Genomic DNA, 21795 nt, shown 5'->3' with positions numbered 1-21795 from the left:
GCCCTTCGGGGCTTGCAGAGCTTTCCGATCTCTGTGTTGGCTCCCCTCACCGGGCCATCGGCACGCCATCGGATCGCCGCCTTGACCTCGAAAAGCTCTGTAAGCCAGAGGCCACTGAGGACTTAATCAGAGGCTCCCTAGCGGGTTACACTTACCGGTAGATGATCTGAATGTAGACTCTTGTGACACGTATTGGCCTCGCCCTTCACGCCAAGACGATAGGGGCGAGGATAGTAGCGGAGTGACTACTTCAGCGTTAAAGAGTAAAAAGTCGCCTGTGCGTAATGTCCGTTTTGGGAGTCCTCGCTCCAAATACCAGAGCCTGCACAACCTGCATACCACATACCGTCTTGATCTTTAGCACTGCACTGGTTATAGGCACCGGCTTTGAAGTAGAACCAATCACCACTGTAGCCCTTTGGGTTATCCAGCTCATCAAGCCTCCCTTCAGGGTCGACGTTATTTGAAAGATCCACGCTGTAATTAACAGTGGGCTTTCCCTCTGCGCTAAAGGTTAATGTCATTACGCTGCCATCTATATCCACAACGTAACTAAAAGGCTCGTTAAGCTTGACCCCTTGCTCCTGTGGACTCTCGCTCGAATCCCACAGATTGCCCCACACGGGGTATGCGATATCGGTACGGTTGGGATCATCACGCTCTAAGTTACGCTCATAAGTCCAAAAGACGGACCCATATTCATGATCGGGCCACTTTTTGTAATAGATCTTTAATGGCTCATTACCATAACCAAAACCTTTCGCCATACTGCTGTCTTTGCCCGCATGAATCTGACCGACAACAACAGAGAATGCGGGTTTCTTATCAGGATTTTTCGCTTCAATAGCCACATGATTTACAGCCAATTTAGCCGATAAAGTGCCCCCAATTGAGCCGTATCGCGAGGCATTAGGATGCGCCGCCAGCACAAAATTGTTACCGGGTGCTTTGGTCTTAGATCCGCTGGCATCAATCATTTGACGCAGTTCGCTGCGCGTATTGGTAGAGTTTGAAGTCGTTATTGCTTTGTTCGGCGCCGTAAATACCACGCCACCTTCGCTATTTGCATAAAAAAAGCGTGGCTCAAGCAAGCGACTGATCGTAGGCGGACCGACCTCATCAATCTTCCCGTCGCGATTGCTGTCCATAGGTAAAGTAATTTTCCATTGCGATAGATCAATTACAGTACCCGGAGCGCGCTTACCCCTAACATCCATCGATTCGGAACTCGACTGCGAAGCTTGTGGTTGGCCCTGACACCCGGCTAAAGCGGCGAGTGTGGACACGAAAACGAGCTGCAACAAACGGGTGGCATCAATACTTTTTATCATCTTATTCTCCTGCATCTGACATTCTACCAAGCGAGTCAAACCTATTTAAATTTCAAATAATTGAAAACTGGAATTTATCTCTTCAACTGAAAATAGTTGGTGATTTTCGTTGTTTGCAATCAAAACCATACCAGCGGCACCAGTGCGTGACCGATATGCCTTAGAGAAACCGCCATCTATACAGAGTAGCTGGCCTTCAGCGTGCCGAGGAGACTCACCAGAAGCAAGCTTCACGGGCACATGCCCATTCACGACAATACTGTCTTTTTCGCCACCCATTTCAACTGAAACTCTTTGCACAAAAGATGTGTCATTTCTCGCAGTAAAGTACGAGTTCTTCCCTTCATGATGATATTTGTCATCGGATATAAAATATCGTTCGAAAGTGGTCATCTGCTGCTTTCCGAATAGCGGTGACCGAGGTCCACACCACAAGTACCAGGCTACGTCGGACAAATACTTGCAACTAGAAGCATTCCGCCTTGAATGAGCCTTTCTAAGCTGTAACTCTAGAGCATCAAACAAGGCACTACCGCTTAGCTCTCGGCCTGCCATCGAAAGCGACATAAAGTTACCCTCTTCATCCACCGGTACGCAACCATGAAACATTACGTAATTTTCGTCTGTCTCAATTAAACTGCCGTTGGAAAATAGGAAATGTACATGACGTTGCAATCGAGTCGAACCAACGAACTGAGATTTTAAATCTTCAATAACACCCCATTCATCTTCCGTCAGTGAAGATGGAGACTCTCGATTTAGGGTTGGAAATTTCGTATCGGTTAGCTCGACCCTTTCCCCATTGACCTCCATCTCACCGGCGTCGATATCCAGCCTATCCAAAACCAGCCTTTCACCCATCGAAAAATTCGCATTGCGGCGAATTATCTGCTGTTCTAGCTTAAACTGAATAATAGAGATGGCTTTGTGCATAGCTGCCAGCGTCTGCGCTGACCAGGATTCATTTTTATCAAAAGGAATGAAATTTTCACAAGGATCGTCGGAATAACAATTCACTGATAATTGTTTGAGAGAATCCAGCGCTATTTCATAATCTTTGGTGAGAGTATCAATATGTCCATACCGAATACATAGACGAACCACAGTTGCGATACACTCCAATGAACCAGAAGCAGCACCCATCCACAGTACGTCATGATTACCCCACTGAATGCTGACAGACGACATTTTTTCAAGCTTATCCATAATTTCTGGAGCATTCGCCCCACGATCATAGATATCTCCGACGATGTACAAACGGTAGGTCAGGAGACAATGTACCGCCTTGCCAACTAACTGACAAAGAGAATCTCGATCTTGAACATCAAGAAGTAATATTGACTCAAGATCCCCCTCCACTACTTCACCGCGAAGCGCACATTGCTCGATTATTGCCAGAATCCAGCTGCAACTGGAGAAGACTTCCACACAAACTGGCCAAAATCGGCGCTGACTCTTAAAGCCAAGCAACAATTTTAGCATTTGAGAGACATGGGCCATTTCCCCATACACTGTGCCGGCTACCGTATTGCCCGGTATGAGATAGTGGCGGTAGAGTGACTCGAGTGCATTGCAACCACTAGAGGCATCCACGACGAGTTTCTCTACAACGCCAAATTTCTCTTGCAGCAAATAATCAAATACGTCCCCTTGCCCATGTAGGTCCGAAAGGAACACTCTATAGGTACTGGCCGAAAATTGACTCAACGTGGGATTCATAAATTTTCCAGACAATCAAAATACACTTTCACAGTTAAGTTGGCGGCATATATCCGCAAGCTTCGAAGAGAATCCTTCCTCTGCTTTTCGGAGCCACACTCGTGGATCATAGAATTTCTTGTTTGGTACATCGGAACCTTCAGGGTTACCTATTTGCGCTTGTAGGTACTCTCTACGATCTTCGTAAAACTCTCTTACCCCCGACCAGTACGCCCACTGTAAGTCGGTGTCTACATTGACTTTAACGACACCATAGTCAATGCCCAGTGCGATATCTTCAGCAGACGACCCTGAACCGCCATGGAAAACAAAATCGACTGGATTGCGCCCCAAGCCAAGACGTTCACTAAGGTGGTCTTGTGAGTTTTTCAAAATTTCAGGGCGCAATGAAACGTTACCAGGAGAGTATACGCCGTGAACGTTACCAAACGAGGCCGCAATTGTGAACTTATCGCTGACTTCACTTAGCTTCTCATAGGCATATGCGACCTCAGAGGGCTGTGTGTAAAGACGAGAAGCGTCGACTCCAGTGTTATCGACACCATCCTCTTCTCCGCCAGTAACACCTAGCTCTATTTCCAGTGTCATTCCCATAGTGCTCATGCGCTTAAGATAGTGACAGCAGGTTTCGATATTGTCCTCTAAGGACTCTTCTGATAAATCAATCATATGGGAGGAGAAAAGCGGCATTCCGTGCTGTTGGAAAAAGTCTTCACCGGCATCAAGCAACCCATCAATCCAAGGTAAGAGCTTACGAGCTGCATGGTCTGTATGCAGCATTACATTGGCTCCATAGGTAGGCGCCATAGCGTGAACATGTAATGCCGCCGAAACTGCACCTTTAATTGACCCATGATGATTCGCATTCGAAACAGATTTACCGCCGTAAAACGCCGCGCCACCATGGGAAAGTTGAATAATGATTGGCGCACTGATTTCAGCGGCAACTGCCATAACGCTGTTCGCCGTACTAGAACTGGTAATGTTAACGGCTGGTAGAGCCATACGCTGACTCTTAGCATAAGAAAACGTTTGCGTAACCGCATCACCAAGAATTACGTTATCTGGTAGCGTTAGTTTGTTGATCATGGACAAATCTCTTGTAAAAAACTGGATGCGTAAAGCTTAATTAACTAAAAGCTGGGCATATCACTTTCAGCAATAATGGCGCCTTTATGCTGTATCACAGTAGAAGCCAGGGTGTGGCCATTCTGTGCAGCAACAACATGCTCTGCGCCTTGTGAGCGATAGTGCAGGTAAGCTGCGTTAAATGAGTCACCGGCTGAGGTTGTGTCGACTACGGAGACCTTTCGGCCAGTTACCATGAAGCGTGATTCACCACTATCGATACAACAACCCTCAGCACCCATTTTTAGAATGATTTCAAGGGCGCCACATCGTCTAATTCTTTCGATTACAGCATCCTTGTCAGACTCGCCAAAAAGTAGCGATTCATCATCAATGGTGGGCAGGGCTATGTCGCTGATGGCGTAAGCCCGACTGAACGCCTTTTGAGCAAGATCAGTGCTTTCCCATAAAATTGGACGGTAATTGCCATCGAAAACGATCTTCTTTCCCTCAGATCGTAACTCTTGCAGAATCGTAAACAGGCGATCTTGTGATGGAGCATCTAAAATTGCGAGGCTAATACCAGACAAATATATGCAGTCGAACTGTGTAAGCTGAGATTTTAGCTCAGTCATTTTGGCGTCCGAATCCAAGATGTACTTAGCTGCGGAGTCGTTGCGCCAGTATATGAAATGACGCTCACCATTCTCATCATTGCTGATATGATACACGCCCGGTCGCTTGTTAGAGTCGATTTTGACCAAACTAGTATCCACTCCATTGTGACGCCATTGAGATGTCATCCAGCGACTTGCTTGATCTTCTCCCATTACAGTCACAAAGCTAGGCTGTGAACCTAGCCGGGCCAGATACACTGCTGTGTTAAGTGTATCTCCACCATAACCAAGATGAGCGGGAATTTTAGCTTGGTCTGGTGACAAGCTACCACTGGACATCTCCAGCATGCACTCCCCAATTGCCGCAATTTTCACAAACTACCTCGTCAAAGAAATGGCCGGACTTGTTGCCGACCGAATAACTAGAGATTAAGAGAAGAGTAACCCGCCGTTAATATCCAAATTAACGCCCGTTAAGAATGATGCTTCGTCGCTGGCAAGATAAGCGACCGCATCTGCCACTTCACCAGGCGCCCCCTCTCTTCGAAGCGGTGTCGATCCTGCGACGTTTTTCCGCGCCTCGTCTTTGGTGAACGTATCGTGAAATGTGGTGCTGATCATACCGGGGCACAATGAATTGACACGTATTCCTTTAGGACCGAGCTCTTTTGCCATAGAGCGTGTGAAAGTCATCACAGCACCTTTGGCTGTTGCGTAGGCAGACGCACCTGGGCCACCGCCATCGCGACCGGCCTGCGAGGAGAAATTAATAATGACACTCCCACTGTCCATATGGGGTGTTACATATTTGGTTAACAGGAAGGTACTGGTAAGGTTGAGCCGGACGACAAAGTCGAAGAAATCGGGATCCATTTCATCTACTGTTTTGCGTGCAACCAAGCCCCCGGCCACATTGACCAGAATGTCAATTTTTTCACCGAAGGTCGCCTTGGTCTTTTCGACCAATGCCTGAACCTCTTCAGGTTTGCTCATGTCGCCACGAAATAATATGGCTTCGGCGCCTATTGCTTTAACCTCAGACAAGGTCTGCTCTGCGCTTTCTTGGCTACCATAATAGTTAATCACTAACTTCGCTCCCTCTTGCGCGAGCTTGAGAGAGATTGACTTACCTATATCTCGGCCACCGCCAGTGATAACACACACTCGGTTTTCTAATTTCATACTACGCCCACCTGTCATTCAGGATTACATTAATAAAGAGGACCGTCTATTTATTAGCCTTTTTCTGATCTGAAAACTATTGTTAGCTGATAAAATCTGCGCGAATTGGGCTAAAAATATCAATCAGTATGCCGGCCTCAAGACAAACAGCGCCATGTTCTTCATTAGGCGGAACATAAAAACAGTCGCCACTTTTGAGGACTTTCTTTTCGCCATCAATCATGACTTCAAACTTTCCTCGCTCAACATAGGCCACCTGAGAGTGAAAGTGGCTATGCACGTAGCCTTCGCTTCCCTCGTCAAAGGTAACCCGAACAACCATTATCTGCTCGTTGTACCCCATCACACGCCGTTTTACTCCGGGGGCTACCACTTCTTCTTCGATGGTTTCCATTTCAATAAATTTCTTCGATTCAACTAGCATTCAAATCACCTATACAATTTTTAAGGGTGGAATCGTTTACTCAAGCTGTCCGATTAACTACTCATTGATGTCTCGCACAACTGTTGCCTGATATGGTCCTGACCCAGAACTTTTAGTAGTCATAATCAATATGTATTTACCAAACTCTCCCATATCAACAATGAGTTTAGAGTTCAACTTTGAAGCCTGAAACTCCAAATTCTTTACTTTGCTGGATGAGTCTCGAACGTATTCATGAGTGCCGTTGTACTCTCCATGTGGTTCAACGACGGAATAGAAAACAGCATTGGTTGACTTGAGGCGCCTAAGTAGACCTTGCTCGCGTCGTAAGTTATGGTCGGGATCATTTGCACCTAGCTGGAAAAACAGTGTTTTTCCGGAAACTTCGGCTTGCACTGAATGCCCAAAGGTATACGAATAGAAACGATCGTCTAGAAGCCACGTTAAGCGATTATTGCTGACGGCACTCTTGCCTTCGCTGCGCAACAGCATATGCTGATAACCGCTGCTTTCCCCCATGACCTTCCAGGTATCAAAGGCCTTATAATGCGTCAGATTGTGGTCGATGATTTGACCACTGAAGTGAAAAGGTAGATCGTATTGATGAACTTTGTCTGACTCAATGGTCACCACATCTATAACGAAGGGGTTAGCCAGTTCCGGTTTAACCAGAGCCAGCACTCGTGTCAGCATGACGCCTTGGTACGCCGTATTCAAACGGCCAATACTAATATCCGCCACTTTGCTGGATTCAAATGCTACCTGCTCTGCAGGTCTTGCATTAGCCAGCATGAGGTCAGCACCGAACTGGCTTGCCTGATCCACTACCACGGCATTGTGAGCAACGGTTTGCTTGGCCCACGTATCGTTCTCACGCAAGTAGTGGCCGCCATATTTCGCCTCGACATTAAGGTATCGAGCTGCGCCGTAGTCGGTAACCACCTCTTGTCCGTTGTCGTAGAACTGCCAACCTAAACGATCGAAATGGCCGTGCCCCATTCCCTGACTCGTATTTTTTGCGACCACCAACGAACCCGTTTCATTGTCGCCGGAACGCATCAATGCCAGCCCGCCCTGATCTCCATCAGCGCCATCGCTGTATACTTTTGACTGGTACGGATATGGTATGACTTGATCACGAGCAATAATGTTGGATAGAGCTACACCTCCGGCACTGAGACTAACACGCTCTTGTTGACGTGCAACATCACTCAATGATCGGTCGGATGTTATATCGTAGGCAATCGCCAGGGCCTGAACCAACTCTTCCGTTTTAATCCCCTTGTCTTTGATCGCGTCGTTAATAGGGATAAACAGACCGTTGTAGCTTAATTCAATAGTGGTTCTTATGGCCTTTAGCAAAATTCCGTCGCGGTACCCAAAAATGTTTTCATCTGGTTCATTGGTATCAATTGCCTTTGCAAACCAAACAAACGGTAAAAGCGCATAGCGCTGGTAGTATGGCCCCTCTGTATAATAGCCATCGGGTGAAAAAAGCTTGTCCAATTGCTGATAAAAGCCAGACTCTCCGCTCCGATTCAGCCCGGTCAACGCTTGTGCAACGTAATCTTCACGATTCGTCGCATATCCGACCATGCCAACCGCAGCAACGGCCCAAGTACCATGGTTGTGAATTTTGTCGAAAGTCTGCGGCTGGCCAATTGAAAGATAGTCAGCAACCGGGTACAAAAGATCGTTTAATATGCTCTGATTTTGCCCTTCACTTAATGTCTCCGCGATAAAATCATAGGCTTGAACGGTATAGACCAACCAAACTGCTTCATTAAGGCTTTGCCAAAACAACTTTCCTGGAGTTTGCTCTTTTTTCTCTGGATGCAAGCCAAGCTTTGGATACATTTCAGCATAGGCGATTAGCATTTCAACTACGTAGTCACTGTAAGCCTTATCTCCACTTAGCTGATACTGCAGACCCGCCGCATACATCGCTTTGTAATTGCGTTTGTGTTGCTCATGAGTGTATCCCCCCCCTGCGTCTTCCGGCCAGGGTACGATTATACCTTCCCCCAAAGCCATATCAGCCACCCGCTTGTTCTGAGCCAAAGACTGCCCGAGAAGTCCTCCACCAGCACCTTGTAGTGCAGTAATGTCTTTCTCGCTGAGCACCAGGGAGGGTGCGGCAGACGAGAAAGCTGACACACTAGCCAACAACAAACAGACCGCAGCAATGGTTTTTACGACCAAATGGGATATTTTCATGGTTGATCACCCAACAAGGAATTGTTGTTTGCCGTGAATGTGGATTCCATACCAGACACAACACTTTCGACCTTATACAGAGGATTATTTTTGTAGACGTTGTCTTCAATTCGAATTACCGGTCCACCCACTGTGTGTCTTACAAGTATTGGCGCGCTATTATCGAATTTACTATTTTCAATCAAACCACGTTGGACACCGTGCAATAGAATACTGCTACTTGTGCTACTCGCAGCAGGAGAAGATTCCAAGCTAACCCTGTCGACGTGTACATGCGGCCCAAAAGTACTCTCATCAGTGCCACCGCGATAGACCGCCATCAATCCACCCGTTACATTACTGAGCTGACTGTTTTCTACATTTATATACTCTGCGTTATACATTCCGTAGTCGTCTTTTTCTGTATCGAGCTTCAGAACCGTGCCTTTAATATTCACAAAGCTAGATGCTTTAACAACAACATTGTCGGCGAAAGTGCTTTTACGCAATTTGATGACATCAAAGTCTTTGTTTATGTCCAGATCGCGAATTTCCACGCCCAGCAGTTCCAACTGCATATTTTTGTTCATAGGTTTACTGTCAGAGCGAATAACCGCATTGGCTTTGTCGTCTGGTGCACGAAGACCACTCACACTCAAATCCTGCAAGCGCAATGCGCTACCGTTTAACATATCAACCAGAGACTTACGGGCAAAAGTGAGGCGAGTTTTTCCCTTCCCGGCGCCGCGAATTACCAATGCCTTATCTAACATTAGCGTTTTGGAGAAATGATAGTCACCTTCATCGAGCAGTAGTTCGCCTGCACTACTGAGCTCACCGTAAGCCTCAATTACAGTATCTGTACCCGGCGCTACGCTGACGCTTTTACCGTTTATAAATCGATCTGATTTCTCGTATTTCGGGTACCACGCGACACCGACTTCACTCTTTTTCACCGGCAACTCAGGCACTGCAAGTTCAACATTAGAAATTTTTGCAAATCCGCCCTGTAACGCTTCCTCCACCTCGAAGTTGACTCTGTTTTCAGCGAAGTCAATCCCCTTAACACTGTCATGCAATTCAAAAGGCGACATCATCGATTCGTTTATAATGGTGTTGCCAATAAAACGGCTATTGGATGGCACCGCACTGCGCTCTTCATCGCTTCCTGCACCGAAGATGATTCGCTCTACATTTACCAAAGTGTTGCCAGTAATCATAGCGTTATCCACTTGGTGATAGCGGTTGATTGGCGAGTCTGGCACACCATTCATTACCACCAAGCCGCCACCAAAGCGCGAACCCGCCAGCCCTGATAAATAGTTATTCCTAATGACTTGATCGGCATTAATGACACGAATTCCACCGGTATGGTCGACACCATTGCCTATGAAGGCATTCCCCTCAACCAGATTGCCGTTGCCGTGCCTCAGCGTTAGAGTACCTCGTGACTCAAAAAAGACATTATTCTTGAGAACATTTTTACCAGACTTATTTGAGATTATTTCAACTTCACCATCGCAGTGCTCAAAATAGTTGTGCGCCACCGTAGTGAGTGAGTCACTCAGTGAGAAGTGACTGGTCCCAATCCGCAGAGTCTCGCCTCCATTGGAGCCAAGAACTGGGCGCGGCCCGAAATAGTTGTAATCAATAACATGATTATTTTCGCGGCTGTGTACAGTGTCCAGCCTAACCGCCATAGTTACGCCCTTGTTGCGCTTAAAGCTAAAGTGGTTGTGATCAATACGATTGTTTTTTCCATACACGCTCACCCAGTAGTCTGTCTCATAGCGGTCTGGGTTACTGAAGTCATCAATCACTACTTCAGTGAGACGAGTATTAACGGCAACCGTCGAGTAGTCTTCTGCACTCTTGGGCTTCGCTGTACGAAATGAAATTACCGAATCCGTTGGTGTATAGCCGTCTTTGAATACAAGTCCGCGCACAACCAAATGCTCGCCGGCCAACTTAAGATTGGAACGACCACTTATAATCGCTTTGCCAGGGTTGGCTGCCGCAAGAGTAATGGGGTTTGTTTGGGTACCTCTGGCAGAGAAAACAAACTCGACATCGCGCCAGTGGCCATCCTCTAAAAGCACCCGGTCACCCGGCTCAAGTTTAGCTACCACACTCTGATACTCAGCGAAGTCGGCGACCTCATAATCTTTCGCAGAACTCGCCGCACAAATAAACGACAAAACAAGTAAACCAGATATAACCGCAATATTATTATTCATCTTAAGCACACCAAGAATTCATTCAAAAAGTCGGTTGTTCCGCACCACCACGCTTCGACTCAACCCAAAAAGAACAAGGTCGCAACTAAAAACAACAGCCCTTTACCACGCCAGACTAACAGCAGCACTACAATTATGTCAACCAATTATTATTACAGATCCGGTTACCATGAATCACCTGCGCACTAATGTTGCCCACAGCTGATTCGGAGATTTAGGCGTCACAGAAGGAGATTCGGTATCTAGCCAGCCTAAAGAGGCAGAAATCCACGACAATTTGATCAATTTAACACTTCAGATTGACCACTGAAGACATAGCGACACTCTACGGTAGTATTAACCCCCAAAAAAGTTTACCAAAGTGTATTACCAATTGGTAATCTTTGTGCTAGGATTAACGTTATAGCTATAAACATAAGCGATTTCGGCGGAGATAGACCATGACCAAACCCGGCGGCAATAAAAACCAGCGTAGCTACCGCAAGGTTGCCCAAAAGATGCTGGTAGCGCTCGACTCTGGCGCATTCCCTGCTGGCGCACGCCTGCCGCCAGAGAGAGAGCTTTCAGAACGTTACAGCGTGAGCCGACCGACGATCCGTGAAGCGATCATCGCCCTTGAGGTCATGGGGCGAGTGGAGGTTCGAACCGGATCAGGTGTATATGCACTCAAGTCCTTCAAGGCGAGCGGCGGCAACCCAAGAGAGTACAGTCCATTTGAAATTACCGAAGCCCGGGTATTAGTTGAGTGCGAGGCAGCGGCGCTTGCGGCCTCCACCATTACCGCGGATGAGCTAATTGAGCTAACGGACGCGCTCGGTGAAATGATTGCAGAAAATGACAGCGGCAACCTCACCTCTGAAGTGGCCGATAGAAAGTTTCATTCAATTATTGCACATGCTACCCAGAACCGGCCTTTGATAAGCATAATCCAGCACCTCTGGGACATACAGGCTAATTTACCGGAGATTAAAACGGTACACCAGTCAGTGTGCAAAACCGATGGATCGAAACGAATTGAAGAGCATCGTGACATTCTCAATGCACTCAAAAACCAGGACTGTCATGCAGCCAGGGTAGCGATGCGCAATCACTTTTCGCGCTCACTGGATGCTCTGCATACGATGACAGAACAAAAGGCAGTAGAGGAAATTCAGAGACAACTTGTAGAACGAAGAGAGCGGTTCTCACTGAGCCGAATTAAATATTCATCCGAATAATTGCGATGCACGCACTCTAAGTGAGTTAATTTTTCGTATCGCCAACAATAGATGCACAACCTTAATATGGGAGCGGCTGCACAATACTCCCGCACTTAGACGCACCGAATTCGAAAACAACCTCTGATGGAGTAACAATAATGAAGCTTAAGAACTTACGGTGGTGGGTGATCTCGTTAATCGCTTTAGCCACTATTATTAACTATATAGACCGGCAAACAATGAACGTGCTTTGGGCAACAAGTATGGGCGAAGAGCTCTACCCTGATTTAGATGCTGATGGCCGTAAAGCGATTTACGGGACAATCTCTGGATTTTTTATTCTTGCATACGCTATAGGTCAGGCAGTTTTTGGCAAAATCTTTGACTGGATTGGCACCCGTATTGGTTTTGCTCTGTCAATTGGCGTATGGTCTATAGCCACAGCGCTGCATGCGTTTGGCCAAGGCGTCGTCTCTTTAAGTATCTTTCGAAGCCTTCTTGGTGTTGCGGAGGCCGGCAATTGGCCCGGGGCCGCAAAAGGCAATGCCGAATGGTTTCCCTCAAAAGAGCGTGCGCTCGCTCAGGGAATCTTTAATTCTGGGGCTGCTATTGGCGGCCTGGTATCCATTCCCATCATCGCGTTTTTAGCTGTATATTTTAGCTGGCAAGCGATCTTTGTCATCGTGGGCCTTATCGGCTTGCTGTGGCTGATTCCCTGGATGGTACTGGTAAAAGCGCCTCCAGGTAGCCACCCCTGGATCACCGAAGAAGAGCGCGATTACATTCTAACCGGTCAAAAAACAACGCCCGCTACGGACGACAATAACGTCGAAACCGAATACGCCCCCAATACCAAAGAAATGCTATCTCGAAAACAAAGTTGGGGCGTTATTATTGCGTCAGCGGCCATTGATCCAATCTGGTGGCTGTTCGTCTTTTGGATTCCAACGTATTTAGCTGAAGTTTATAGTATGGATGTTAAAGGCATTGCCCTTTACGGCTGGGTCCCCTATGTAGGCGCTATGTTCGGTGCTTGGTTTGGTGGTCTTTTATCACAAAATCGAATTGGTGCTGGCTGGAGCATTAATAAGACTCGTAAGTTTGTTATCACGCTTGGGTGTCTGCTAATGCTGCCCTGTCTTCTAGCTATGGCGAACCCGGGTGGACCAGTCACAGCTGTACTTCTGATGGGCGTCATCTTATTCGGCTTCCAGACCACTATCAGTAGCGTGCAAACTCTCCCCGCTGACATGTTGAGCCAAAAGTCGGTGGGCTCCTTATCTGGCTTTGCCGGTATGGCGGCTAAGTTCTCTGCATGGGGACTGACGGTTTTCGTTCCCTGGTTAACTCAAGGTGGAAATTACACGCCCGCTTTTGTGATTGGCGCATCATTGGCACTAATCGCCCTGGCCGCCATTTGGATTCTTATTCCTACCGTCGAACCGCTCAAAGCTAAGGAGTAAATCTTAACTTTTAGGAGAGCCGGTTATTCCCCCTAAAACCTTTCGCCAAATGCCAGGCATTATGACGAAAGGTTTTTTTAGCGCTTTAATAATCCTTCCTACTTGCAGCCAGCGGTGCATCCGCCACGATCTTCCCTTTAGTGTATTACCATTCCTCTACCCGCCAAACCAAGTACAATCATACACAGGCCTTAGCGGGACAATAGGACAATAGCCATCATCGCACAAGAATGTGGACAGGACGTTAAATATGGGCCAAAAAGTTTACTGTAGGTGGAACGGCAAGGAGAGAGAAATATGCCAACGGACGCGAATCTAACCTGTTTGAAAAGAAATACAAGACATAAAAAAACCGCGCTTCGTACGGTGCCGAAACGCGGTTTTTGTATTCAATACTACCTCAACTCATTTTTCTAGCTTGAGATAATAGTCGAATATTTCAGGCACATTGCCATTACCCATGCCCGCATCATAAGCCGCTTGCAGGCCAGCGGATGTGCCCTCTGCAATGGGTGCTTTACTGCCCAGGTCATCCACCATCTGAATGAAGTAGCCCAAATCTTTATTTGCATTCGCAATTGAAAATCCCAAATCACTAACGCCGTCAACCGCGTAGTTTTTGCAAAAATTCATAAACGGTGACGCAGAAGGGCCAGTCGACATAATGTCAAACAGTTGCTGCCGATCCACACCGGCGCGATCAGCAACTGCGAATGCTTGCGACATAGCACAAACGGTGGTCATTCCCATAAAATTATTGATCAGCTTCGTAGTATGTCCTGCCCCCAACGCGCCTAGGTAGAACACGTTTTCGCCCTGCTGCTCTAGTATCGGCTTGACTTTTTCAAAGGTCTCTTTGTCTCCAGAGGCCATAATGTTAAGCAATCCATCTTTGGCATGAGCTGGTGTTCGCCCTAGTGGCGCATCAACCATTCCAGCTCCCTTCTCGGCTAAATCAGCACCAATCTTGCGTGTAGAGGCCGGTATAGACGTACCAAAGTCAACGAGTACTGCACCTTTTTTGATGCCAGCCAATATACCATCATCACCGTACACGAGCTTTTCAACAACAGTCGACGTAGTGAGACAAAGCATAATAATATCGCTCGCTTCAGCGAGCTCTTTGGCTGTTTTTGCTTGTTTTGCACCACGCGCCAAAACGGCGTTTACAGCCTCTTGATTTAGATCCATAACAACGGGCTCAAAACCTTTTTTTTGCAGGTTTTCAACCATGTTACCGCCCATAAGACCTAAGCCAATAAATCCGATGACAGGTTTGGTCATATCCGACTCCTAAAAAGTGTATATCAATCTCAACTAATTGATTAAACCCAAGCCCCACAGGCCTCAGGTAAATTTGAGCAACAACCGCCTATAAACTGTGCTCTTAAAGTAAATTCGCAACTGGGTAGTTTGTTTCTGCGTTAGCTTAGGAAAACGATAAATATATGATCTCTCAGATCACGTTTTTATTTTCATATCCTTCAAACTACAGCTCTTCGAAAAATCGGCCGAACCCCACTCGCACGCGAGGTCCGGCCCAAGGAGAGCCACACACTAGAACTCAGCGGATCAGCTAATTTCCAGTAAAGTCAGCGTAAATGAACAGCCAGAACAAAAGCCCCTTGTTACGCACCATTTAACAATGCCCAAAGCCAAGCTCAACCGTCACTCATGCCTGAGATTTAAGATTACCAACGGTGCACCCAAAATGTCAACCAATTATTATTACCGGATTGTCTGGAGGGGCGAATGAGTTACCTGCGAGATAAATAACACCGCAAAATCGTGGCAAGTCAACGTACAATGCCGGGCAACCACCCCCGGGGATGATTTATGTGCCAGAAAGCTAGGTGAACGAGGTCAGAGGGTAAGCGTCGACCAAAATGTATTACCAATAAAATGATTTGTGTTACTATTGAGCGCGTATTAGTTAGTTAAAATTATTATCAGGAGCATGCAAATGAGCGATAGTACTAACGGCGGCAACAGACGTACCTATCGTAAGGTAGCGCAGAAAATGTTGGCAGCTCTCGACTCCGGCGAATTCCCCGCGGGTGCTCGACTCCCCCCTGAACGTGAGCTTTCGGAAAGATATGGTGTCAGTCGCCCAACAATTCGCGAAGCAATCATTGCTCTCGAGGTTATGGGGCGGGTTGACGTGCAAACTGGCTCAGGGGTGTACGCGCTCAAATCATTTAATACCAATAGCAACAACCCTCGCGAGTACAGCCCCTTTGAAGTCACCGAGGCTCGGGTGCTGGTTGAATCCGAAGTGGCCGCTCTAGCGGCCTCGACTATGTCCAATGAAGAGCTCGAAGAGCTTCAGGCTGCCCTGGAAGACATGATCAGCGAAAACGAGACCGGCAACCTCACCTCAGAAGTTGCAGATAGAAGGTTTCATATGGTCATTGCCAACTCTACCCAAAACCGTCCGTTAATCAGTATGATTCAGCACCTTTGGGATATTCAGGCAAACCTCCCGGAAATTAAAACCGCACACCAGTCTATCTGTAAGACTGATGGAGCGACGCGTATTAACGAGCACCGAGCAATACTTGAGGCGCTAAAAGCCAAGGACCCGCATGCTGCTCGCGTATCCATGAGAAACCACTTCTCTCGCTCCCTTGATGCCCTGCATGCCACAACAGAGCAACGCGCCGTTGAAGAGATACAGAAGCAGCTCACCGAAAGACGCGAGCGCTTTTCACTCAACCGCATACAATATATGGCCGATTAACTGCAGCGAGCTGGAATTGCCCTTCCCTTACGTGAACAAGGCTGTCTTACCCGCAGCCTTGCTTACTATTTTCACGTCACCCAAATAACCTAGCAGGCTTATGGTAAGCCAATACCAGATAAATCGAATCACTTTTAGATAATGTCGTTTTTGAGGTGATTGTTAACCAATTTTCTCCTAACATCCTCAGCCAATCGCTTAGCCATGTATGAAGGTCAATGGCTAATGTTGCTTTAATGAATTAACGGCTTTCTTAAAGTTGAGGAAATTGACAGATGAGTAAACGCGCTCCTTTTGTAATCGCCAACTGGAAACTTAATGGCGGAATAGATCTAACCTGCACATCTGTGGCGTCGATGCTAAACAAACAATTTGAAGTCAAAATTGGTATAGCGCCTCCTTATGTCTACATTGGTGACATGGTGAGCTTTCTTCGCAATTCCAACATCATGGTAGGCAGCCAGAATGTCAGCAAGTTTGCCTCCGGTGCTTACACAGGTGAAACATCAGCGCAAATGCTCACTGAGGTAGGTTGTCAGTTTTGCTTGATCGGCCACTCTGAACGACGACAGGTTTTTCTGGAAAACGATCACTCTTGTCATACCAAGCTAGAAAAAGCCCTCGCAAACAACCTCATGCCCATTTTGTGTATAGGTGAAAACTTGCAGCAGTACGAACTTGGTCTTACCAACGACATTCTCTATCGTCAGTTACATCAAGCCTTACCGGGCCTGGATCTTAATGGTAAAGAGCTGTGTATTGCTTATGAACCGGTTTGGGCGATAGGTACCGGAAAAGCCGCCAGTACGGAGCAAGTCGAAGCCGTACATAGCTTTATATATCAGGAGCTTGTCGAAATCCTAGGTGTAGAAAAAGCCAACCGAGTGCACGTCCTATACGGTGGTAGTGTTAGCAAAAATAATGTTGCAGAGCTTTTGTCGACACCTCACGTCAACGGCGTTTTAGTCGGCGGCGCTAGTTTAGACCCTGAACATTTCTCAGAGATTTGTACTATTGCCGACAACACTGTTCGGTAACCGGCGAGAGCATCTCCCTTGTGTAGCTCCGTTTTTAGATTCATCAGTCTAGCAGGCTGCCTTTCGAGACTTAAGGCAGCTTCAATCTCCCGGTAATCCCCCCACATTTTTAACCAAGCGAAAAGTAGAAGGTTATGCAGATATACCTGTGCCCCTCCTATCGATTCCCTATTCGGGCGAGCCGATAACGCTTTGCAAGGCCATTCTATCTTCCCAAAGCGCGCGCACCCGAACATTGGTCTGTATTCGGCTGTCTCCCCAACCTTCCCCCCTCCATAAAGCCTGAGACTCCCAGTCAGCATTGATATAGGCAAAAGCACCAATGATGTCGGCATACTGTTCGATATGGGCAAACACCGGACGATACCAGTTATCCCATAACTCGAGCGACTGAGCTTCAGAAAGCTCATCCAGTTGATAACCGCGCGGCGCAGCTTCGGCGATAAACACCGGTTTTTGTTTGTTTCGGGCAAACTGCACAGTGGCGGGTTCAGACATGCCCGAAACCAAGCCTGCATCAAACACCGAGTACCCCACCCACTGCACATACGCATCGCCGGGCCAGTAGCGTTCCCACGCCGCCGCAGAGGTCGCTGGTGTCACGGAACTCATCACGGTGTTGAAGTTGGTCAACTCGTGGGCCAGAAAGGTATCCACGATTCGGCGGAAGGCTTGTTTGAAAGCAGCGGCGTCGTAGTGGTTGTGGGGCCCGTCAAACTCATACCCCGGACGCACAAAGAAAAACACCTTCGGATAATCGCCCATGAAACGGGCCACCTGTTCAATACAGGCGCCTTTGCTGCCATTGGCGGTGGCCACTTCCGAGTCGTTGTAGGCCATATCGATGGACAAGTGTATCCGCACCCCATCGAGGGTGCTCGAATCCAGATAATGCTTCAGATTAATGGGGCCGGCGCCATAGTCTACGGTGGTGGCCAGGCCGGGCAACTCTGGCAGGCAGTCAAACCCAAAGCCGACATACGAGGTGATCCCTGCTGGTACGCCCAGGTGGTCTACATAACCGTTTTCATAGGTGAAGTTGCCCCCGACAGAAGCGTTGTCCTGGCCGATAAACAACCAGGTTTTGTCGATTTCCGGACGATTTAACGGGGGCAGGTCCGAAACCGGGGCCGGCTCCAGCGGAGCGGTGGGCTCGGGTTCAGTGGGCGACGGGGCAGGTGAGCCGGAAGACGGCTCAGCAGAACCACCTCCGGAGCCACCACAGGCAACCAGACTCAGTGCCAACAAGACCAACAGGATCGAGGCGGTTTGGGTAATCATTCTACGCATCATCGGCAAACGCCTCCCGAATCATGGCCATTTGGCGTTGAATGGCCAAGCTGTCCCGCGCGGTCACCACCGAAGAGCCTGCCCTGCCCGCCAGTAGATCATTTGTCATCGCCTGAGCTTCATAATGAAAGCCGTCTGTCGCCCGTTCGTCCACAAAATGATCGACCCGGTCATCCAGAACATGCAAAGAAGCTTCGCGTGCACGCCAAAAATCAGGAATAGCTATATAGCCTTCGTCACCAATAATGTAGGCCCAGTTTTGTAGCTTGCAACGAAAAGAGGTACCGAGGATTGCAACCGACTCTGGATAATTAAATAACACTGACAAGTCGTCCTCAACACCATTGGGCGCGAAGCGTGCCATTACCTGGATGTCAGTCGGGTCCTGCTGCATAAACAACCACGCTAACGCCACTGGGTATACGCCCATTTCCAGTAAGCAGCCGCCAGCGAGACTGGCGTCATAAACACGCTTTTTGGAGTCATAAGGAAACTGGGGGTAACCAAAGTCCGCTTTGATATGACAAACACGTCCAATACGGCCCTCTTGCACCCAGCGCAACGCCTTCTGCACCGGCGGCAGAAAATAAGTCCACATGGCCTCCATCAGGTAGCCGCCTCGATGTTCGGCCACACTCTGCAGCTGCTCGCACTCCTGAGGCGTTACCGTCATAGGTTTTTCACACAACACCGCTTTTCCATGCTCTAAGGCAACTTTCGCATGCTCAAAATGCAAATTGTGAGGAGTACCGATATAAATCGCGTCGATCTCCGGGTCGGCCAGCAACGCCTCGTAGCCTTCGTAGGCGTTGGCGATACCATGCTCTCGGGCGAAGGCGCGCGCGTTTTCACCGTTTCGCGCAGCCACCGCGTGAATCACGGCATTTTCCACAACGCTAAAATCTCGGGCAAACTGACTGACTATATTGCCCGCACTCAACAGCCCCCAGCGAATAACCCGGCTCATGATTGCGCCCCCCGAGTAAAGTCCGCTTCCAGTTCCTCCAAGGTTTTGCCTTTGGTTTCTGGCAGTAACCAATACACCAGCACCAGACCAATCACCGCAAATACACCGTAATTCAGGAAGGTGATCGCGGAGCCCCAGTTGGACAACTGCCACGGAAAGATAAACTGCACCAAAAAACTGACGGCGCTGTTAATCACTCCGATAAGCGCCATACCGACGCCCCGCAAATGATTGGGGAAAATTTCCGACAACAGAACCCACATTACCGGGCCAAGAGAAACCGCAAATGATGCTACAAATCCGAGAATGCCGATCAAAATAAGTGTCGGCTGCATGTCGATAGCGGCCTTGATAATTTGCCCCTGTTTCTCGCGCAGCTCACTTTCACTGAGATGCTCTCGGAGCGCATTCTTGAAAGCCACATCCGTCTCATAAACCACGCCCTCCAGTGGTGCCAACCGAGATTTCAACTCAACATCTTCAATTTCAATAGCCTGGGCATCTCCTAGTACAAAGGTGGCCTGCTTAAATCCATAGGCACACACCACCATACTGAGAATAACGCCAAATAAGCCCACCAAAAGTAGAGGGCGGCGGCCATACCGGTCAATGCAAAACATTGCAACCAAAGTAAATACGACATTGGTCAACCCTACCCATATTGCTTGCGCGAATGCTGCGTTGGTACCCACGCCACTCTGCTCAAAAATCGTAGGAGCATAAAAATAAATAGCGTTCACACCCGTAATTTGCTGAGCGACCCCCAATACCAGCCCCACAACTAACGCGAGCCGAACACTCGGCTTCATTAGCTTCGCGAGTCGCTTGAAAAACGGCTCCAATGCACTTGCATGGCTCGCCCGGATCTCTTGTACTTCGCGCTCAGCATTCACTCCCGGCGTCAGTTTGCGAATGACCTTTAGGGCACGATCTGTTTGGTTGTTCAAGACCAACCACCGAGGGCTCTCGGGAATACGTAACAACATCAACACGTATAAACTTGCTGGTATCAACTCGATGCCCAGCATCCAGCGCCAAGTGTGCGAATTTAAACCGATCGAGCTCACCCAGCCGGCGTCGGAAGCCGCCGTCGACAAAAGAGCGTAGTTGGCAAAATACGCCGCAGAAAAGCCCACAACGATATTCAACTGGTTAATGGACACCATACGTCCACGCTGTGAAGGGTGGGAGATCTCAGCAATGTAAATCGGTGCCAACGAGAGCGAGCCAAAACCCAAGCCGCCGATAAAGCGTGCAAGAGTAATGGTGAGGAAATCAGGTGCCAGTGCCGAAATAGCCGCAGAAACGGTATACAGGATGGCAATCAGCAAGAGAATCGGTTTTCGGCCAAAACGATCACTGAGCGGCCCCGCCGAACCGCCCGCGATAATGCCGCCCAAAGTGGGCGATGCAACCACCAAGCCCATTTCCCAATCCGACAGGGCAAAATCAGCTGCAATGGCATTAATCGCCCCGGAAATAACCGATGCGTCAAATCCAAAAAGAAAACCGCCCAGCGCCACCACAATAGCCAAGCGAAAAGTTTGAGCTGTACCACCTGTGGGGGCGTCGGGTACAGTGGCTGAAAGCTGGCTCATTTAATACCTCCCGCAAGCCGATCTTCTACCACCGAACTGGTTGCGAACTTGTACCGCATATTGCGATAAACACACACATCGGTAATGTCTTCCGGTGTGCCCTGAGGGCAACAGCGGTAATTAGTGGAGACTCGATAGCCGCCGACCACAGGTCGCACCCGATGCCAAGTATGCCCATGAAGCATTACCAGCGTGCCTTTCTTGGGTGTCAGCACCACCTGGTCTGCAAACTCTTCGTTCACCTCGCCCACAGTAATAGTACCCCTGCGATGCGAACCGGGAACGACCAAAGTCTGGCCACCGACTTCTTCGCGAATATCGTCGGTATAGATCAGACGGTTGACGTTGAAGCGTGATGCGCTTTCTTCCGGGTCACAGTCTTGGTGCCAGGCCTGGCCTTTGGTACCTTTGCGAGAAAACATCGTCATGCAGTACAGCGAGTACCAGCCTTCTCCCAGTAGCGCTTCGGTCAACGCCTTGAGGCGCGGATCATTCTCCACTACATCAAATGCATTCTCTCCTTCTTTTTGCGGAAACCAAGGAATAACTTCCGTCGCAGACTTATTCAAAAATTCATCTGTGTGAAGAAATACCGGGCTCGAGCCAAAATGACGAACAATAAGCTCTTGATATTGATCCATCAAGTCGGAATCAAAAAAATCCTCCAGCGCGAGATAACCATCGCGCCAGAATTGTTGGGCTAACGCTTCGTAGTTCATATAACCCC

At 48.3% G+C, this 21795-nt stretch carries 17 protein-coding genes; 4 read left to right on the top strand and 13 right to left on the bottom strand.

All coding sequences use genetic code 11. The features are described 5' to 3' along the window. Positions 1-245: 245 nt before the first annotated feature. From QWI17_RS08715 to QWI17_RS08680, 8 genes are all read right to left on the bottom strand, one after another. On the bottom strand, positions 246-1331 hold the full coding sequence (locus QWI17_RS08715) for a polysaccharide lyase family 7 protein (protein ID WP_302722136.1): 1086 nt from the start codon (positions 1329-1331) through the stop codon (positions 246-248). Positions 1332-1376: 45 nt separating this feature from the next. Continuing rightward, a complete protein-coding gene (locus QWI17_RS08710; protein ID WP_302722135.1) occupies positions 1377-3050 on the bottom strand; it encodes a fructose-bisphosphatase class III in 1674 nt (557 codons plus the stop codon). 15 nt (positions 3051-3065) lie between these two features. After that, positions 3066-4139: a class II fructose-bisphosphate aldolase gene (gene fbaA / locus QWI17_RS08705; RefSeq protein ID WP_302722134.1), complete on the bottom strand. Its 1074-nt coding sequence runs from the start codon at positions 4137-4139 to the stop codon at positions 3066-3068. Positions 4140-4183: 44 nt separating this feature from the next. After that, the gene (locus QWI17_RS08700) at positions 4184-5110 is read right to left on the bottom strand and encodes a sugar kinase (RefSeq protein ID WP_302722133.1); all 927 of its coding nucleotides are present in this window, start codon (positions 5108-5110) and stop codon (positions 4184-4186) included. Positions 5111-5164: 54 nt separating this feature from the next. Next, positions 5165-5917 (bottom strand): SDR family NAD(P)-dependent oxidoreductase, encoded by a 753-nt coding sequence (locus tag QWI17_RS08695; protein WP_302722132.1) that lies wholly within the window; start codon positions 5915-5917, stop codon positions 5165-5167. 82 nt (positions 5918-5999) lie between these two features. Next, a complete protein-coding gene (locus tag QWI17_RS08690; protein ID WP_302722131.1) occupies positions 6000-6341 on the bottom strand; it encodes a cupin domain-containing protein in 342 nt (113 codons plus the stop codon). Between the two features lie 57 nt (positions 6342-6398). Next, entirely contained in the window at positions 6399-8558 is a 2160-nt protein-coding gene (locus QWI17_RS08685; RefSeq protein WP_302722130.1) for a heparinase II/III domain-containing protein, read from the bottom strand. Continuing rightward, positions 8555-10774 carry a polysaccharide lyase 6 family protein gene (locus QWI17_RS08680; protein WP_302722129.1) on the bottom strand — a complete coding sequence of 740 codons (2220 nt, stop codon included), beginning with the start codon at positions 10772-10774 and terminating at the stop codon, positions 8555-8557. The genes QWI17_RS08685 and QWI17_RS08680 overlap by 4 nt, the downstream gene beginning before the upstream one ends. A 440-nt stretch (positions 10775-11214) precedes the next feature. On the opposite strand from QWI17_RS08680, the gene QWI17_RS08675 reads away from it, so the two are divergent. Then, positions 11215-11991 carry a FadR/GntR family transcriptional regulator gene (locus QWI17_RS08675; protein ID WP_302722128.1) on the top strand — a complete coding sequence of 259 codons (777 nt, stop codon included), beginning with the start codon at positions 11215-11217 and terminating at the stop codon, positions 11989-11991. Between the two features lie 140 nt (positions 11992-12131). Further along, positions 12132-13436: an MFS transporter gene (locus QWI17_RS08670; protein WP_302722127.1), complete on the top strand. Its 1305-nt coding sequence runs from the start codon at positions 12132-12134 to the stop codon at positions 13434-13436. Positions 13437-13841: 405 nt separating this feature from the next. Here QWI17_RS08670 and QWI17_RS08665 read toward each other — a convergent pair whose 3' ends face one another. After that, positions 13842-14720, bottom strand: coding sequence for an NAD(P)-dependent oxidoreductase (locus tag QWI17_RS08665; protein WP_302722126.1), 879 nt, complete (start codon positions 14718-14720; stop codon positions 13842-13844). Between the two features lie 679 nt (positions 14721-15399). Here QWI17_RS08665 and QWI17_RS08660 point away from each other — a divergent pair. Next, positions 15400-16176, top strand: a complete 777-nt coding sequence (locus QWI17_RS08660) for a FadR/GntR family transcriptional regulator (protein WP_302722125.1) — start codon at positions 15400-15402, stop codon at positions 16174-16176. Between the two features lie 275 nt (positions 16177-16451). Then, positions 16452-17213, top strand: coding sequence for a triose-phosphate isomerase (gene tpiA / locus QWI17_RS08655; RefSeq protein ID WP_302722124.1), 762 nt, complete (start codon positions 16452-16454; stop codon positions 17211-17213). A gap of 168 nt (positions 17214-17381) precedes the next feature. Here the strand turns inward: tpiA and QWI17_RS08650 are convergent, their stop codons facing one another. From QWI17_RS08650 to QWI17_RS08635, 4 genes are read right to left on the bottom strand one after another with little or no spacing between them, the layout of a single operon-like run. Further along, complete coding sequence (locus QWI17_RS08650) at positions 17382-18506, bottom strand: glycoside hydrolase family 26 protein (protein WP_302722123.1); 1125 nt, start codon at positions 18504-18506, stop codon at positions 17382-17384. Continuing rightward, positions 18496-19470, bottom strand: a complete 975-nt coding sequence (locus QWI17_RS08645) for a Gfo/Idh/MocA family protein (RefSeq protein ID WP_302722122.1) — start codon at positions 19468-19470, stop codon at positions 18496-18498. Before QWI17_RS08645 ends, QWI17_RS08650 begins: the two co-directional genes overlap by 11 nt. Then, positions 19467-21068, bottom strand: coding sequence for a sugar porter family MFS transporter (locus QWI17_RS08640; protein ID WP_302722121.1), 1602 nt, complete (start codon positions 21066-21068; stop codon positions 19467-19469). The genes QWI17_RS08645 and QWI17_RS08640 overlap by 4 nt, the downstream gene beginning before the upstream one ends. Continuing rightward, on the bottom strand, positions 21065-21787 hold the full coding sequence (locus QWI17_RS08635; RefSeq protein ID WP_302722120.1) for a phytanoyl-CoA dioxygenase family protein: 723 nt from the start codon (positions 21785-21787) through the stop codon (positions 21065-21067). The genes QWI17_RS08640 and QWI17_RS08635 overlap by 4 nt, the downstream gene beginning before the upstream one ends. Between the last annotated feature and the right edge of the window lie 8 nt (positions 21788-21795).

It is taken from the genome of Gilvimarinus gilvus, assembly GCF_030518155.1.
In the GTDB taxonomy this organism is placed as follows: domain Bacteria; phylum Pseudomonadota; class Gammaproteobacteria; order Pseudomonadales; family Cellvibrionaceae; genus Gilvimarinus; species Gilvimarinus gilvus.
Note: the sequence above shows the minus strand (reverse complement) of the source record. Positions and strands in the feature narration are given on the sequence as shown.